Origin of the sequence: Priestia sp. FSL R5-0597, from assembly GCF_038006305.1 — a bacterium.
Taxonomy (GTDB): Bacteria; Bacillota; Bacilli; order Bacillales; family Bacillaceae_H; genus Priestia; species Priestia zanthoxyli.
Window position 1 is genome coordinate 4504992 of record NZ_JBBOUZ010000001.1, and the last position, 16556, is coordinate 4521547.

Genomic DNA, 16556 nt, shown 5'->3' on the forward strand with positions numbered 1-16556 from the left:
GATAGATTTACAAGGATTAATAAGTATATAAATCCTTCTTTTATTTTTCACCTGCGTAGCTGTCTCTCCATTTAAGAAGACGCTTTTCTAATACTCGGACAAATGAATCAGTTAATTTGCCTACAACAGCAAAAATGATAATTCCGACAAAAACTACATCTGTTTGAGAAAACTGCCTAGCATCCATAATCATATATCCTACACCTTCACTTGCTCCCATTAATTCAGCTACTACCAGTCCGAGCCATGCAATACCTAAAGACAATCGGACACCAAGTAAAATATTAGGAAGAGCGGCTGGTAAAATGAGTTTCGTGATTTGTTTCCATTTACTAAATTGCAGAACACGCGCAACATCAAACAATTTCGAATCAACGCCGCGAATGCCTAAATACGTATTAACATAGATTGGGAAAAACGCACCGTTTGCAATTAGCAATATCTTTGAAATTTCCCCAAAGCCAAACCATAAGATAAATAAAGGAGCCAAGGCAAGGTGAGGAACAGTTCTAAGCATTTGAATGGATGGATCCATATAGTGCTCCGTTTTCTTTGAGAAACCGACAATAATACCAAATAGTAAACCTAGACCAGCTCCAACGGCAAAACCTATGGCAGCACGTAAAATACTGATTTGAAGATTAGCTCCGAGTTCTCCCGATACGATGAGCTGTTTGAAAGAAAGTACAATATCAACAGGTGTAGGAAGAACGGTTTTAGATACATAGCCCGCAGAACCAATGATTTGCCACACGACGATAAGCAAAATTGGCACGACGAGAGAACGAAGGAAAATTCCCTGCTTATTTTTCGCTTCTTCCTTTCTTTTTTTCACTTGTTGCAAGTGAGCTGCTGAAGACTGGACATGTCCTGAAACCACGGATGTTTTACTCATTTTCATCACCTCATTTTTCTTTTAATGCTTTTTCAATAAATGAATTATCAAAGACATCTCCCGTATCAATTTTCTTTTTAATAACGCCTAAAGATTGTTGAAAATCAGCTGTTCGCTGTTGTTCTGCAATAATTTCTTTAGAGGTTGGGCGATTATAGGCAGGATTATTTTTTAACACTTGTCTTACTACGTCTTTATCTAGATTTTTTTGTTTTGCTAGAATATCCACAGATTCTTCAAAATGTTCGTTTTGCCATTCAAGTGCTTTTTGATAAACTTGTAAAAACTTAACGACTAACTCTGGATGATCTTTTGCAAAGCCTTCTCTTACAATAGTAAAGCCTGGTGAAGCAACCTTTAACGAATCGCCGTCTGCTAAAATACGAGCTTCATTTTTTAAGTTTTGCAGGGAGATAAACGGTTCCCAAATTGACCATGCATCCACTGACCCATTTTCAAATGCTGGCTGAGCTTCGTCTGGCTGAAGCTGAATAATCTTTACGTCACTTGGCTTTAACCCATTTTGATCAAGAGCTCTGTACAATAAGTTAAAACCGCTGCTGCCTTTGGCAACCGCAATCTTTTTACCTTTTAAATCTTTTACGCTTTTAATCTTGCTGTTTTTTCCTACTAAAATAGCATTTCCTTTTAATCCGTCGCTCGAATTAGCAATTTCTAAAAATGGAATATCTGCCCCTTGACCAGAAATAACCGGTGAGTTTCCAACTTGGCCGAAATCCAAGTGTCCAGATGCTAACCCTTCAAATTGCGGAGGACCGCTTTGAAACTCTGTCCATTTAACGTTTACACCTATTTTTTTAAATTCTTTTTCAAACCATTTTTGGTTTTGTGCCAGCATTAAAGGTCCTAGGCTTTGTTGAATGCCAATATTGATCGTAACGTTTTTCGAATCTTCGCCGCTCGCTTTTTCTTTCGTCCCGCACCCAGCCAATGCGAGAACAAGTACAATAGCTGCAGTTAAAAGTAGCTTTTTCATCTGTTCTGTCTCCTTCTCTGTCTGATTGAATCTTTAATGTTCTCCTGCTTCTTCAAATTCTTTCAGCACTTGCTGCCTTAGCTGCTGAAAAGGTAGTTCTGTCTTTTTTCGCGGATGACTAATTTCTACTGGAACAACCCGACTAATTTCTCCTGGTCTGGCACTCATAATCACAATTTTAGTTCCTAAGTAAATGGATTCATCTAAATCGTGGGTAACAAAAATCATGGTTGTTTTTTCTTTTTTCCATATGTCTAACAGCACATCTTGCAGATGAGTGCGAGTGAAAGCATCCAACGCACCAAACGGTTCATCTAACAATAAAACCTCGGGATTTCTTAAAAGAGCACGCGCAATCGCAACTCGTTGAGACATCCCCCCAGATAGTTCCCGAGGATAAGCTTTTTCAAATCCTTTCAGCCTGACAATATCAATTAGCTCATCTACGCGGCGCCGAACGTTCGAATCTTTCAGCGATAAGTCAGCCGCTATATTTTGCTCCACATTAAGCCACGGGAACAAGCGGTGTTCTTGAAAGATCATTCCTTGTTTAATGCTAGGTCCGGCTATGTGCTTCCCGTTGATTTCAATGCGCCCTTCATAATCTATATCAAGTCCAGCGATCATTTTAAGCAGCGTACTTTTTCCGCATCCGCTCGGACCAATAATGGTAATAAATTCACCTTTATTAATCGTAAGATTTACATTTCGCAATGCTTGAGTTACTTGTTCTCCTTTTTGAAATGAGCGGTTAACCGATTGAATCACGACACTCACAGCAATTCCTCCTCCTTGAATTTTTAAATCAAAAGCTATTTCACCTAAAAACATAAAAGCTCCTACCTAAAAAAGGTAGGAGCTTTCGGTTGACCGATCAGCCCGTTGCTATAGTTAACTGATTTGTTATTGGATTATTTTGAATTTTATCATATTAATCCGATTTGTCAACTGTGTTTTATATATTTTATCCATTAGATTCTTGAGGATTTGGTTTTTTCCATTTAAATATTGAGTTTAAAAATCCGTATATATGCTTAGACTCCTTCGTTAACAAAGGACCAATAATAGCTAAAATCAATACATAAAGCGCAGCGAATGGCTGAAGGATGGCCGATAATCCTCCTTCAATTCCGATGTTAGCCATAATGATTGAAAACTCACCTCGTGACATGATTGTTAATCCAATATTGGTCGAAGCCTTGTGTGACAGCCCGCTTTTTCTTCCTGAAATCATACCGGCTGTAAAGTTACCAATAATCGTAAGCGCAACTGCTCCAAGGGCAAGCCAGCCTGCATCCCAGAGCGTGAGAGGATCAATACTTAATCCGAAGCTGAAGAAAAAGATGGCTCCAAAGAAATCACGAAACGGTACGACAAGATGTTCAATCCGATCGCGATGTTCTGTTTCAGAAAATACAAGCCCAAGCAATAATGCTCCAATTGCTTCTGCCACGTGAATTGTTTCTGAGAAGCCTGCCACAAAAAACAATACCGCAAAAACGACGATTATAAAGATTTCATTCGATGAAATATTTAAAAGTTTATTTAGTAGAGGCGTAGCTTTTCGAGCAATGATAAAGAACAGCATCATATAGCCAAACGCAATTAAAATAGATGTTAAAGATCCAGCAAGCGATCCGTGGTCTCCAAGCACCAACCCTGAAACGACAGAAAGATAAACCGCTAAGAAAATATCTTCAAACATGATGATCCCTAATATCAATTCCGTTTCTGGATTTGCCGTTCGTTTTAAATCAACCAATACTTTTGCGACAATTGCGCTGGACGAAATCGTAATAATTCCAGCGATAATCAGCACTTCAAGAAGAGGATTTCCTGTCAGGTATCCATACAATAATCCTAAGGTAAAGTTAATTAAAATATAAATAGATCCTCCCACCGCGATGGACTTACCTGATTTAATTAACTTTCCAACTGAAAATTCTAACCCTAAATAAAAAAGTAAAAAGAGAACTCCAATTCTCCCCATAAATTCAATAATCTCTTGGCTTTCAATAAACTTTAAACTGAATGAGCCAAACTCAGGAGCATGGGGACCAACCGCCATGCCCAGCAGAATGAGGAATGGAATAATCGTAAATTTAAATTTATGTGCTAGTATAGCCGCTAAAGCGACTAGTAACAAAGCTGTCCCAACTTCAAATACTAAATGATCCAATTATGAACTACCTCCTTGTGAAAGCAATTCTTTAATGAGCGTTTTTAAATTTCCTCTTTCACCAGAGATGACAAGCGTATCTCCTTCTTCAATTAACGTATCTGGTCCTGGGGTGGATAATTTTTTTTGCGTGTTTTTAATGACAGCGATGATTGTGACATCATAGTTGCTGCGAACGTCAATTTCGCCAATTGTTTTACTGTGAGCTTTCGCCTGTTTTTCAACTTTGTACCATTCAATCACTAAGTCATTGAATGCCACTTCAATGGTTTCCATTGCTTTTGGCTTGTAAATCATGCCGCCTAAAATTGCAGCTAGCTGTCTTGATTCCGTATCTGTTAACGTAATGTCAAAAATGCTTTCTTCTAAATCTTTTTGATCGAAGTGGTAGATTTCACGTCGTCCATCATCATGAATAATAACGACCACACGGTTTCCTCCGCTTGTCTCAATTTCAAATTTACGGCCGATTCCTGGTAATTCCGTTTCTTTAATCATCATTGAATGATCACTCCTATAAAGTTTTTAAGAAGAATATTAAATTTTCATTGCATTATTTGTATAGAAAATCCCCATGACAAATAAGCCTAAGAATAGTAGGTAATTTTAGGTTTGAAGAAAAGGCTGCTGAAATTTCAACCTTTTTTATTTAATTGAGGTAACTTGATTGAAAGATTTTTGGATAAAAAAGTGTTTTCTTGAGGAAAAAATACGCAATTTGATGCGTCGGAATGATGAGCTTGGTACTCACCCATACTAAAGCAAAAGTTACTATCACACTTTGTATTAGAGATCCTATTTGTTTGACGCTGTGCTTAGCTCCTGGAGACATGTGCACGATATCCGTGTAATGCTGTACCGAACTTTTTGTGACCTTTACTTTTTCAAAGTCATTATCAATAAATTTATCTGGCAAACTCGCAAAAGGCAAGCAGAATATCATGCATAATAATACCCCTAACCATACATTCTTCATCATCTCACCTCTCTTTCTTTTGAAGTAGTATCTCCTTACTTAAAAGTATACGTACTCTGAAATTCAATTTCAAGCAATAAGTTTCTTTTATAAAGATTTACCTTTTTTATAATATTTTCTTAATGATATTCTTTTTAGATACATATGCGATACTTAAAAAAATATACAAAAAGCTGGCTTTCTAAAAAGAAAGCCAGCTCATGTTATAGTTCAAGTTCTCCCATTCGAAGGAGTTCTACGACTGCTTGAGAACGCCCCTTGACTCCAAGCTTTTGCATCGCATTAGAAATATGATTTCGAACTGTTTTTTCGCTAATGAATAGTTCACTCGCGATTTCTTTTGTTGTTTTGTCCTGTACTAAAAGCTCGAATACTTCTCGTTCACGCTTTGTAAGTAGCGGTTTAGGTTGAAACTCTTTTTCTTTCAATGTAACCCTCCTTGCCTGATCCTGAGTTGAACTATCGGATGGGTGTAAATTTAGTCAACATATCTTATGTGCGGTATGCCTACGCGGTTACTAGTTTTAGAAAAAATATGCAAAAAACTCTTTTTTACCTTTGAAAAAGAAAAAAAGCCTGAAGAAAGAGCCTTCAAGCCATTTTTATATAGTCGATAAACACCTTTTCATCTCTTCATTCCAAGGCACGCTTTTTCCTGTTTCTTTAGAAATTTGCACCATTGTTCCTCTCCCCGTGAGTACAACCTCTCCTTGCTCATTTTGAATCATATAGTGTAAATCAACCGAAGAACGTCCGATTTTATGGGCCTTTACAAAAACAGCTAGCACGTTACCAAAATACACTTGTTTGACATAGTCGCACTGCAAATCAGCCACCACCGGTATCGTTCCCTCATACTCACTCGTCCACTTTTGCATAAAGCCAATATGGTGAAAGAATTCCGTACGTATTTGTTCAAAATAAACAAAAGGAACCGTATTATTTAAGTGCCCAAACATATCTGTTTCCGAAAATCTTACCTTGATTTTCTGCTTAAACGAAAATGACTCTTTCCAGTGATCCATGTCTTCAATATACGAAATATTATTCATCTGTATTTCCTCCGTTCGTCATAGACAAAATAAAACCTCTCCACGTGGAGAGGTTTTGAGTGGTTATACTTGATCGCTACCAAAGAAACTTCTGAATGCTTGAATTGTTGTGTCGCGGTTCAAAGCTGCGATTGAAGTAGTCAATGGAATTCCTTTTGGACATGATTGAACGCAGTTTTGAGAGTTCCCGCAGTTCGCTAGCCCTCCATCACCCATAATCGTCTCTAAACGTTCTCCTTTATTTAACGCACCGGTTGGATGGGCATTAAACAAGCGAACTTGAGAAAGTGGTGCTGGACCGATGAAGTTTGACTTGTCGTTTACGTTTGGACAAGCTTCTAAGCAAACGCCGCATGTCATACACTTGGATAACTCATACGCCCACTGACGTTTCTTTTCAGGCATACGCGGTCCTGGTCCTAAATCGTATGTGCCATCGATCGGAACCCAGGCTTTTACTTTTTTCAGTGAATCAAACATACGGCTGCGGTCTACCTGCAAGTCACGAACAACAGGGAATGTTTTCATTGGCTGCAAGCGAATCGGCTGTTCTAGTTTATCAACAAGAGCTGTACATGACTGACGAGGTTTACCGTTGATAACCATTGAACAGGCTCCGCATACTTCCTCTAAACAGTTCATTTCCCAGTTTATCGGAGCAACCTCTTTACCTGAAGCATCAACAGGGTTACGTCTGATTTCCATCAGTGCTGAAATAACGTTCATATTCGGACGATACGGAATTTCAAACTCCTGATTGTAAGGAGCAGATTCAGCTGAATCTTGACGTGTAATAATGAAGCGCACTGTCTTTTGGACTGTTTGTTGTTCACTCATTGATTAACGAACCCCCTCTTGTTGTTTTTTTGGTTTTTCATCTTTTTTCTTTGTGTAGTCGCGCTTACGCGGTTTGATTAACGATACGTCTACCTCTTCATAATGGAAAGAAGGAGCCGTTTTCTTATCAACGAAAGATGCCATTGTTGTTTTTAAGAATTCTTCATCGTTACGATCTGGGAAATCCGGCTTATAATGAGCACCGCGACTTTCGTTACGGTTGTAAGCTCCAAGCGTTACAACACGTGAAAGTTGGAGCATGTTTTGAAGCTGACGAGTAAATGTTGCCGCTTGATTACTCCATTTAGCCGTGTCATTAATGTTAATACGATCATAGCGTTCAATTAATTCTTGAATCTTTTCATCTGTTTTTAACAGTTTGTCATTGTATCGTACGACTGTCACGTTGTCAGTCATCCATTCCCCTAGCTCTTTATGAAGAACGTATGCATTTTCTGTACCTTGAAGATTCATGATATTGTTCCATTTCTCTTCTTCTTCTTTCACATGACGATCATATACGCTTGAAGAAATAGCATCTGCGCTCTTTTCTAAACCATTGATGTATTCAACGGCTTTAGGACCAGCAACCATACCGCCATAAATAGCTGACAATAATGAGTTTGCTCCTAAACGGTTCGCTCCGTGCTGCGAATAATCACACTCACCAGCTGCGAACAAGCCAGGGATATTTGTCATTTGATCGTAATCCACCCATAAACCGCCCATTGAATAGTGTACGGCTGGGAAAATCTTCATTGGTACTTTGCGCGGATCATCGCCCATGAATTTTTCATAGATTTCGATGATACCTCCAAGTTTAATGTCTAGCTCTTTTGGATCTTTATGTGAAAGGTCCAGATAAACCATGTTCTCTCCGTTAATTCCTAACTTCTGCGCTACGCAGACGTCAAAAATTTCACGAGTTGCAATATCACGAGGTACTAAGTTACCGTATGCCGGATATTTTTCCTCTAAGAAATACCAAGGTTTACCGTCTTTATATGTCCAAACGCGTCCGCCTTCTCCACGAGCAGATTCACTCATAAGACGAAGCTTATCATCTCCCGGGATAGCAGTTGGATGAATTTGAATAAACTCTCCGTTTGAATAGTATGCACCTTGCTGATACACGATAGATGCCGCTGAACCTGTATTAATAACTGAGTTCGTCGATTTTCCAAAGACAATACCAGGTCCACCTGTAGCCATAATAACCGCATCAGCTGGGAACGTTTTAATTTCCATTGATTTTAAATTTTGTGCAGAAATTCCGCGACAGCTGCGCTCATCATCAAGAACAGCACCTAAGAATTCCCATCCTTCGTACTTTGTCACAAGTCCGGCAACTTCATAGCGACGAACCTGCTCATCTAATGCGTACAATAACTGTTGACCCGTTGTTGCTCCAGCAAAAGCCGTACGGTGATGCTGCGTTCCGCCAAATCGTCTGAAGTCTAACAAACCCTCAGGAGTACGGTTAAACATAACACCCATACGGTCAAGTAAGTGAATAATACCAGGAGCTGCTTCACACATTGCTTTTACAGGTGGCTGGTTGGCTAAAAAGTCTCCGCCATACACTGTGTCATCAAAGTGTTCCCATGGTGAATCTCCTTCACCTTTCGTATTTACGGCTCCGTTGATTCCACCTTGCGCGCAAACTGAGTGAGATCTTTTTACCGGAACTAGTGAAAATAAATCTACTTGCTTGCCAGACTCAGCAATTTTTATTGTTGCCATCAAGCCAGCTAAACCGCCACCGACTACGATGATTTTTCCGTTACTCATCGGAACCCCACTCCTTCAAAACCTTAATTTTATGCAAATGCGAATAATGTACGAACACCTACGAATGTAAGTGCTAAGAAGATTGCTAATGTCACATAAGTTGAAATTCTTTGAGAACGTGGTGTTACAGTTAACCCCCAGCTAACTCCAAATGACCATAGACCGTTTGCAAAGTGGAAGATCGTAGATACAACACCAACTATGTAGAATGCAAACATTGCTGGGTTGCTTAAAATTCGTTCCATCATTTGAAAATCTACTTCTTTTCCAAGCGCAGCTTGTATTCTGGTTTCCCATACGTGCCATGTGATGAAGATAAGTGTGATTACACCTGAAACACGCTGAAGGATAAACATCCAGTTACGGAAAAATCCATAGTTGTTAACGTTTGTTTTAGCAGTGAATGCGATGTAAAGACCATATATTGCGTGAAAAACGATTGGTAAGAAAATAATGAAAATTTCTAGAGCATAGCGGAAAGGTAAGCTCTCCATGAAGTGAGCTGCTTGATTAAATGATTCTTCTCCCTTTGTCGCGAAATGATTCACAACTAAATGCTGTGTTAAGAAAATCCCGATTGGTATTACTCCAAGTAGTGAATGGATTCTCCGATATTGAAACTCTCTGTTTGCCGCCATCTGCGTAGACCCCCCTTAGTTAAATGAACATAGTTTGTGAAGAACTTTCTTACTCCCACTAGACAAATAGATTAATCGTGAATACAGGAAATGAAAACCTTTGCATTTCCTAATAAAGTATGTGACAGGTTAATTTTACTCCCATCGATTAAGAGCGTCAAGGCAAGATGTTTAAATCTTCTATAAAATATAAATTTATAAAATTTTATATTTGTTAACGCTTACTGCATTGATGTTAAAGATTTTTTCTTTCTATTATAATATCGCTTGCCACAGTTAAGTAAGCGTTTACTTTATACTTTTATTGTAAACAAGTTCACAAAACATTTACACAGGTAAAAGTACCCTTTTAAAAGTAATTTTATGGATTTTTTATCTTTACATCTAACTCTTTTTACCATAATAAAGATCCTCTTACATTTTATTAAAAAAATGCGTGAGAGGTTTTTTAGATTTGTATATAATAGTAGTAAAGAAAGAGGGGAAAGCATGAGCAATTTACAAACAGAATCACAGCAAGAACTTGAAGAGACGATGGAAACATTAGAACCTAATGCCGCAGCTGAAACAGAGAGAGCTCTTGATCACGTTCCATATTTCGGATACAGCCTTTTGCGTGACGTGTTAATTCCAGAGCTTCTTGGAGACGAAACGAATACCATCTCATACTGGGCAGGAAAACACCTTGCGCGTAAATATCCATTAAATACAATGGATGAAATCGTCGCATTTTTTAAAGCAGCTTCCTGGGGAACACTGACGCTTGCCAAAAAAGATAAATATTCACTAGAGCTTGAGTTATCAGGTGATGTGGTCAGCAAAAGATTTCAGCAGGAAACTTGTTCATTTCATCTTGAGTCAGGGTTTGTGGCTGAACAGATTCAGCGTCAAAACAACTGCCTAACAGAAGCCTACTTAACACCTAAAGAAAAGAACGGAAAAGTGCTGATTTCCGTGCAGTGGGACCGAAAAGATATCTTACCTACCGAAACCCGTGCGGAGCGTTATAAAAAGTAAGAAATACGTATATATAAAAGACGTGGAGATACCACGTCTTTTTTCTTTTCTTTATACTTGCACTGCCTGCTGCTCTTCTAATTCAAATGCTACGTGAAGCGTCTCAACAGCTTTTACCATATCAGCATGCGGTACAACTGTAGATACTTTAATTTCAGACGTGCTGACCATCTTCACTTCAATTTTCTCTCCTGCCAGCACTTCAAACATTTCGGCTGCAACACCTGGATTAGATATCATGCCAGATCCCACAATCGATACTTTGGCCAGACTGCTTTCATGTTCAATACGCGTATACCCCAAGGTAGATTTATACTCTTTTAAGACGGCAAGAGCAGCTTCTACATCTACAGTTTTAATAGAAAATGAGATAGAGAGGCGATTATTAGCCGTTACGTTTTGAATAATAATATCCACATTTAACTGTTCTTTTGCTAATGCTGTAAAAATAGTAGAAAGAGTTTGTAACTCGTTGTTTAACCCTTCAATTGTCACCCGTGAAATATTATCTTCAAACGCAATTCCTCTTACGACTAAGTTTTGTTCCATTGAAACTTCCTCCTCAACAATCGTTCCATTCTCGTTTTCTAAGCTTGAACGCACTTCTAGCGGTACCTGATAATTTTTTGCAAACTCAACAGCGCGCGGATGCAGCACCCCTGCTCCTAAATTGGCTAATTCTAACATTTCGTCATATGAAATAGAATGAAGTTTACGAGCATCTTCTACGTAGCGCGGATCCGTCGTAAACACTCCTGTTACGTCTGTATAAATATCACATTTTGCAGCTTTTAGTGCCGCGGCAAGAGCTACTGCCGTAGTGTCAGAGCCGCCTCGACCTAATGTTGTAATGCTTCCATCTTCTGAACAGCCTTGGAATCCAGCTACTACTACGATTCGACCTCTATCTAATTGGCTTTGAATACGAGTCGTGTCAATGTGCTGGATTCGTGCATTGCTGTGAACTGCTTCCGTCTGGATACCAGCTTGCCAACCTGTTAGCGAAGTGGCTTCATGACCTTTGAATTGAAGAGCCATTGTTAACAGGGAAATCGTTACTTGTTCTCCAGTTGTAAGAAGCATATCCATTTCGCGTTTACTTGGACTGTCCGTAATATCACTTGCTAATTTCACCAGTGCATCTGTGGTTTTGCCCATTGCCGATACAACAACTACTACTTGGTTACCGCGCTCTGCTTCTTGAATAACACGGTTTGCTACATGTTGAATACGTTCAACAGAACCAACAGATGTTCCACCAAATTTTTGAACGATTAATGCCATAATTTTGTTCATTCCTTTTCAATAAATTTGCATATGCAGGATGATGAGAAGCTAAATTTTTTTACTCAGACAATAAAAAAAGCAATGAGATGAGCTCTCATTGCTTAACGAACGAAAATTATAAAACATAACCGTCCACTGCCGTGAGATAGCTCTCCAAGAATCTACATCTTGACAATCCTACGTTTATTCAACGCAGAACCAGCAATCATTACTATGAGGTAATGTTCACTTCGGCAAATTTCCCTTTCCGCATCGTTCATAAGGGCTCATACCCTTCCTGATGCGTACTGATTAAATTTGCACCTCTATCTTCACTTCATTTGATGAAGTGTCGTATGAAATTAGTTAATAGCTTATCAAATATTTTCTATTATTTCAAGACTATTTTTGTAATGTTTCATAAATTTTTTCAGCAATGTTTTGAGGAACACCTGAATTTCGTATATCTTCAACCGTTGCTTCTTTCAATTTTTTCACCGAACCAAAATGCTTTAACAAAGCTTTCTTACGCTTTTCTCCCACTCCCGGAATGTCGTCTAGAACTGACTGAAAAGCGGACTTAGAGCGCACTTGACGGTGGAAGGTGATTGCAAAGCGGTGAACTTCATCTTGAATTCGCTGAAGCAAATAAAATTCTTGACTATTGCGTTCAAGCGGTATGATTTGAGGAGGCTCACCAATCATCAGGTTGGAGGTTCTGTGTTTATCATCTTTAACAAGACCTGCTGTAGGCACTAAAAGTCCCAATTCATTTTCGAGAACGTCCTGGACTGCAGCTAAATGCCCTTTGCCTCCATCTACAACAATTAAATCAGGAAGCGGAAGGCCTTCTTTTAACGCTCTGGAATACCGTCTGCGAACGACTTCCCTCATGGAACTGTAATCATCTGGTCCCTTTACGGTCTTAATTTTATATTTGCGATATTCTTTCTTTTCCGGTTTCCCATCAACAAAAACAATCATCGCAGAAACTGGGTCTGTTCCTTGAATATTTGAGTTATCAAATGCTTCAATCCGATAAGGAGCGGCAATTCCAAGCTCTTCTCCTAACCGTTCAACTGCGCCAACTGTACGCTCTTCATCTCGTTCAATTAAATAGAATTTTTCACCGAGCGCAATTTTTGCATTTTTACACGCAAGTTCTACTAATTCTTTCTTTTTGCCTCGCTTTGGATGCTGAACCTCTACTTCTACTAACTTCTCAGCTAACTCTGCATCAATCGTTGCTGGAACCATCACTTCTTTTGGCTTAATATTTTTGGCATAAAACTGACCGATAAAAGTTAAGAAATCTTCTTCTGGCTCTTTATAAAAAGGAAACATAGAAACTTCTCGCTCAATTAATTTCCCTTGGCGAATAAAGAAAACTTGAACACACATCCAGCCTTTATCGTAAGAATAGCCAAACACATCTCGATTAACAAAATCATTAAACGTTACTTTTTGCTTTTCCATTGTCGCTTCGATATGAGCAATTTGATCTCGGTATTCTTTAGCCCGTTCAAAGTCAAGTTCTTCTGAAGCTTTTAACATTTTTTCAGTTAACTCTGTTTTGACATGCTCATATCCACCATTTAAAAACCGCGTGATATTTTCAATAATTTGTTTGTTTTGCTCTTCTTTTACCTCTTTTACGCAAGGAGCTAGACATTGCCCGATATGGTAATACAAACAAGGCCTATCTGGCATAGTGGAGCACTTTCTTAACGGATAAATGCGATCAAGAAGCCGCTTTGTTTCATTTGCTGCTTGAACATTAGGATAAGGACCGAAGTATTTCCCTTTATCTTTTTTTATTTTTCTTGTAATAACAAGTCGGGGCTGTTTTTCAGCTGTAATCTTAATAAACGGATAGCCCTTATCATCTTTAAGCATAATATTGTATTTTGGGTCATGCTTTTTAATTAAATTCATTTCTAAAATAAGCGCTTCTAAATTAGAAGATGTGACGATATATTCAAAGTCGACAATGTCGTTTACAAGTCGAAGCGTCTTTCCGTCATGAGATCCGGTAAAGTAGGAACGTACTCGATTTTTTAATACTTTTGCTTTTCCTACGTAAATGACCGTTCCATATTTATCTTTCATCAAGTAACAGCCGGGCTGATCCGGTAAAATAGCCAGCTTTTCTTTTAAATAATCGTTCATACTTTTCTCCTTCCTCTTCTCTTACTCTGTCCATCTATACAATCGCTTATGAAGCGTAACCTACATTCTTTCCTGTCTTAATACATGTACATAAGCTGGATTTATGGCGGTGTTCCTTACATCTAGTATAAAACAAACGAACGCATATTCGCTAAATAAAAGTATTCCCAAAAGAGAAAAAGTGGAGAAAAAGTGGAGAAAAAGAAAAAAACCTAGCCTGAGCTAGGTTTTGACTTACGCGTGTTTATTAATTAATTCTGTTAATGCTTCTTTTGGTTGGAAACCAACTACTTGATCAACTTTCTCTCCATCTTTGAATAATACTAAAGTTGGGATACTCATAACACCAAATTTTCCAGCTGTTTCTTGATTTTCATCAACGTCTACTTTTACGATTTTAACTTTATCGTTAAGTTCGCCATCAATTTCTTCAAGAACTGGAGCAATCATTTTACAAGGGCCACACCATGGTGCCCAAAAGTCAACAAGCACTAGGCCTGATTTAATTTCATCTGTAAAGTTTTTATCTGTAGCATGTGCAATAGCCATTTTAATTCCTCCTAAATATATGCAATATCCAAATTCTACTCACAGTATATCACCTTCAAATAAGGTTTGCTAACTTTTTGCTTACATTTATACTGTTTATTCTCCGCTCTAGTTTGTACAATTTGCCTAAAAATATGCGTAGAAAATTTCATTTCCCATGAGGCTGAGACCTGACTAAATGAATCCAAAGACGAACAAATAGTATACATGGGTTGAACCGCTTGCGACACCGCAGTTGATTTCCATGCAAGACTTCGCTTTTCTAGCAGGAGCCTTGCCCTCCAATCACCTGCTAGAAAGACCTACCCTGCGTTTACCCTAACAAAAAAACGAACCACTAATCAAAAATCTTGATCAACGGTTCGTTCTTCACTTCGTCTCAAATACTTTTGTCCGAGAATCTTACGCAGACTGTACTTTCAGCTTTTTAAATTCTTCCGTTAGCAGAGGCACTACTTCAAATAAATCTCCAACGATTCCGTAGTCAGCTACTTTAAAAATATTCGCTTCAGGATCTTTATTGATTGCAACAATAATTTTTGAATTTGACATACCTGCCAAATGCTGAATAGCACCTGAAATTCCGCAGGCAATGTATAAATCTGGTGTGACTACTTTGCCCGTCTGACCGATTTGAAGAGAATAGTCGCAGTAATCTGCATCGCACGCTCCGCGAGACGCTCCAACAGCTCCATTTAACACGTCCGCTAGTTCTTGGAGAGGTCCAAAACCTTCCGTGCTTTTTACACCTCGACCACCTGCAATCACGACTTTTGCTTCGGACAAATCAACCCCTTGCGTTGCTTTGCGTACGACTTCTTTTACAACAGTACGCAGGTTTTTGATTTCAACATTTAAATCCTCTACATCACCTGTACGCCCCTCATCTTTTGCAAGCGGTGAAATATTATTTGGACGAATCGTGACAAACGTAAAAGCATCGGTCATGATTTTCTTCTCAAATGCTTTACCAGAATAAATTGGGCGAGTGAAGACTACTTGATCCCCTCCCACTTCTACATCCGTCACATCCGAGATAAGTCCTTTATCTAAGCGAGCTGCCAGTTTTGGCGCTAGATCTTTGCCAAGAGCCGTATGCCCAAATACGATAGCTTCAGGCTGTTCACTTTCAATGATGGCTAATAATGCCTGAGCGTAACCATCCGATGTGTAAGCAGCTAAATCTTCATGCTCCGTCACAACAACTTTATCTGCTCCGTATGCAATAAGTTCTTCACTTAAAGATTTTACGTCCTTTCCTACTAACGCTGCAATAATTTCTCCCCCATCAGCTACAGTAGACGCTGCGGAAATCGCTTCAAACGATACGTTTCGTAATCCCCCATCACGTGCTTCTCCAAGAACTAACACTTTGCGTCCCATTACAATACCCCCATTGTTTTGACTTTTGACTTATTAAATGACTTTTGCTTCCTTATGCAGTAAATTGACCAGCTCTGTTACTTGATCTTTTATATCTCCTTGTAATACGCGCCCCGCGTCTTTTTTCGGAGGTAAATAAATTTCAATTGTCTTTGTTTTTGCTTCTACATCATCTTCATCTAAATCTAAATCGTCTAATTCCACTTCAACCAACGGTTTCTTCTTCGCTTTCATAATCCCTGGAAGAGATGGATAGCGAGGCTCATTAAGTCCCTGCTGAGCTGTTACTAAAAGAGGAAGCGACGTTTCAATAACTTCCGAATCTCCTTCCACATCGCGTACAACCGTCACTTTTTCACCTTCAATATCCAGCTTTGTAATCGTTGTAATATAAGGGATTTCTAACTGTTCTGCTACGCGCGGTCCCACCTGGCCTGAACCTCCGTCAATCGCTACGTTTCCTGCTAAGATTAAATCAGGAGATTGCTCTTTTAAGTACTGTGCCAGCAGCCTAGAAGTCGTGTACTGATCGCCATCTTCTATGTCATCTTCCGTATTGATTAAAACCGCTTTATCTGCTCCCATAGCCAAAGCTGTTCGGAGTTCTTTTTCTGATTCTTCCCCTCCTACACTCACGACCGTAATCTCTCCGCCATGCTTTTCCTTTAGCTGAATAGCCTCTTCAACTGCATACTCATCGTAAGGATTAATAATAAATTCAGCTCCATCTTCAACAATTTGACCATTTTTTAGTGAAAGTTTCTCCTCTGTATCGAACGTTCTTTTTACTAACACATAAATATTCAT

17 protein-coding genes and 1 riboswitch are annotated in these 16556 nt (G+C 38.9%); of the genes, 1 reads left to right on the forward strand and 16 read right to left on the reverse strand.

Annotation, left to right across the window (positions count from 1 at the left end; translation table 11 throughout):
* Window positions 1-40: 40 nt before the first annotated feature.
* From MKX72_RS23790 to MKX72_RS23840, 11 genes are all read right to left on the reverse strand, one after another.
* Window positions 41-895, reverse strand: a complete 855-nt coding sequence (locus MKX72_RS23790; RefSeq protein WP_033579636.1) for an ABC transporter permease — start codon at window positions 893-895, stop codon at window positions 41-43.
* A gap of 10 nt (window positions 896-905) precedes the next feature.
* On the reverse strand, window positions 906-1892 hold the full coding sequence (locus MKX72_RS23795; RefSeq protein ID WP_155007627.1) for an aliphatic sulfonate ABC transporter substrate-binding protein: 987 nt from the start codon (window positions 1890-1892) through the stop codon (window positions 906-908).
* Window positions 1893-1925: 33 nt separating this feature from the next.
* Window positions 1926-2723 (reverse strand): ABC transporter ATP-binding protein, encoded by a 798-nt coding sequence (locus tag MKX72_RS23800; protein WP_080754460.1) that lies wholly within the window; start codon window positions 2721-2723, stop codon window positions 1926-1928.
* Between the two features lie 133 nt (window positions 2724-2856).
* Window positions 2857-4071, reverse strand: coding sequence for a cation:proton antiporter (locus tag MKX72_RS23805; protein WP_028411751.1), 1215 nt, complete (start codon window positions 4069-4071; stop codon window positions 2857-2859).
* Window positions 4072-4572, reverse strand: coding sequence for a cation:proton antiporter regulatory subunit (locus tag MKX72_RS23810; RefSeq protein WP_013085158.1), 501 nt, complete (start codon window positions 4570-4572; stop codon window positions 4072-4074).
* A gap of 148 nt (window positions 4573-4720) precedes the next feature.
* Window positions 4721-5047: a hypothetical protein gene (locus MKX72_RS23815; RefSeq protein WP_028411752.1), complete on the reverse strand. Its 327-nt coding sequence runs from the start codon at window positions 5045-5047 to the stop codon at window positions 4721-4723.
* Between the two features lie 203 nt (window positions 5048-5250).
* Window positions 5251-5475 carry a spore germination transcription factor GerE gene (gerE, locus tag MKX72_RS23820; RefSeq protein ID WP_013059396.1) on the reverse strand — a complete coding sequence of 75 codons (225 nt, stop codon included), beginning with the start codon at window positions 5473-5475 and terminating at the stop codon, window positions 5251-5253.
* A 174-nt stretch (window positions 5476-5649) separates the two neighbouring features.
* Window positions 5650-6099, reverse strand: a complete 450-nt coding sequence (locus MKX72_RS23825; RefSeq protein WP_028411753.1) for an acyl-CoA thioesterase — start codon at window positions 6097-6099, stop codon at window positions 5650-5652.
* A 63-nt stretch (window positions 6100-6162) separates the two neighbouring features.
* Window positions 6163-6936 (reverse strand): succinate dehydrogenase iron-sulfur subunit, encoded by a 774-nt coding sequence (gene sdhB, locus MKX72_RS23830; protein WP_013059398.1) that lies wholly within the window; start codon window positions 6934-6936, stop codon window positions 6163-6165.
* Window positions 6937-6939: 3 nt separating this feature from the next.
* Window positions 6940-8727: a succinate dehydrogenase flavoprotein subunit gene (gene sdhA / locus MKX72_RS23835; protein WP_013059399.1), complete on the reverse strand. Its 1788-nt coding sequence runs from the start codon at window positions 8725-8727 to the stop codon at window positions 6940-6942.
* Between the two features lie 29 nt (window positions 8728-8756).
* Complete coding sequence (locus MKX72_RS23840) at window positions 8757-9365, reverse strand: succinate dehydrogenase cytochrome b558 subunit (RefSeq protein WP_028411754.1); 609 nt, start codon at window positions 9363-9365, stop codon at window positions 8757-8759.
* A gap of 489 nt (window positions 9366-9854) precedes the next feature.
* Between MKX72_RS23840 and MKX72_RS23845 the strand changes: the two genes are divergently transcribed.
* The gene (locus MKX72_RS23845) at window positions 9855-10382 is read left to right on the forward strand and encodes a YslB family protein (RefSeq protein ID WP_028411755.1); all 528 of its coding nucleotides are present in this window, start codon (window positions 9855-9857) and stop codon (window positions 10380-10382) included.
* A 51-nt stretch (window positions 10383-10433) separates the two neighbouring features.
* Here the strand turns inward: MKX72_RS23845 and MKX72_RS23850 are convergent, their stop codons facing one another.
* The 5 genes from MKX72_RS23850 to MKX72_RS23870 form a co-directional block, all read right to left on the reverse strand.
* Window positions 10434-11666 (reverse strand): aspartate kinase, encoded by a 1233-nt coding sequence (locus tag MKX72_RS23850; protein WP_048019702.1) that lies wholly within the window; start codon window positions 11664-11666, stop codon window positions 10434-10436.
* 141 nt (window positions 11667-11807) lie between these two features.
* Window positions 11808-11985: riboswitch (Lysine riboswitch) on the reverse strand.
* A 65-nt stretch (window positions 11986-12050) separates the two neighbouring features.
* Complete coding sequence (gene uvrC / locus MKX72_RS23855; RefSeq protein WP_014458075.1) at window positions 12051-13817, reverse strand: excinuclease ABC subunit UvrC; 1767 nt, start codon at window positions 13815-13817, stop codon at window positions 12051-12053.
* A 234-nt stretch (window positions 13818-14051) separates the two neighbouring features.
* Window positions 14052-14366, reverse strand: a complete 315-nt coding sequence (gene trxA, locus MKX72_RS23860; RefSeq protein WP_013059404.1) for a thioredoxin — start codon at window positions 14364-14366, stop codon at window positions 14052-14054.
* 402 nt (window positions 14367-14768) lie between these two features.
* On the reverse strand, window positions 14769-15749 hold the full coding sequence (locus MKX72_RS23865; protein ID WP_033579632.1) for an electron transfer flavoprotein subunit alpha/FixB family protein: 981 nt from the start codon (window positions 15747-15749) through the stop codon (window positions 14769-14771).
* A gap of 33 nt (window positions 15750-15782) precedes the next feature.
* Window positions 15783-16556: an electron transfer flavoprotein subunit beta/FixA family protein gene (locus tag MKX72_RS23870; protein ID WP_016765685.1), complete on the reverse strand. Its 774-nt coding sequence runs from the start codon at window positions 16554-16556 to the stop codon at window positions 15783-15785.